The 522-nt window shown below is 49.2% G+C and carries 1 pseudogene; it reads right to left on the bottom strand.

From position 1 onward, the window contains the following. Positions 1-279: 279 nt before the first annotated feature. Positions 280-522 (bottom strand): annotated as a pseudogene (locus TR36_RS14390) (penicillin-binding transpeptidase domain-containing protein); the annotation flags it as partial.

The following is a 522-nucleotide window of genomic DNA, read 5'->3' as shown; positions in this document are numbered from 1 at the left end:
TGTAGGGACGGCGACGTTATGGCCAATGCTGCGATTGCCAGAACGACAGGNCGGATGATGGTCGATCTCATGTTTGGCTTCCATAATTCTTGAGCTGTTCATGTAATGCGTAACGGCTGTATTACATCAACAAACAGAATAACGGTTTTGGGTATTTCAAAGTTCCTTGCAACAGTATTCACAATTGCCATGGCAGATACCGGCAGCATTTTGCTTGCGTAATAATAAAATAGGAAAAACATCGCTTATAAAGNTTTTTTNGAAAATNAAAAAAGCGGCACAAAGCGTGCCGCCATAGGCCGATGAACCAAGCGAGCGCGGGTTATCATAGCCCATGTAGCATCCAGCAACGATGTTGGAGGTATAACCGATGAACCACACATCCTTGGCATCATTCGTGGTCCCCGTTTTGCCCGCAACCGGTACCGGCAGGTTCACACCGGTGCCGGAACCACGCTGGACCACCCCTTCGAGCATCGAGGTCAGCTGGTAGGCCGTGATCGGATCCATGACCTGTTCGCT

Origin of the sequence: Falsirhodobacter sp. alg1, assembly GCF_000739715.2 — a bacterium.
GTDB lineage: Bacteria > Pseudomonadota > Alphaproteobacteria > Rhodobacterales > Rhodobacteraceae > Falsirhodobacter.
The sequence above is the reverse complement of the archived record's forward strand: the minus strand, read 5'-3'. Positions and strand labels throughout refer to the sequence as shown.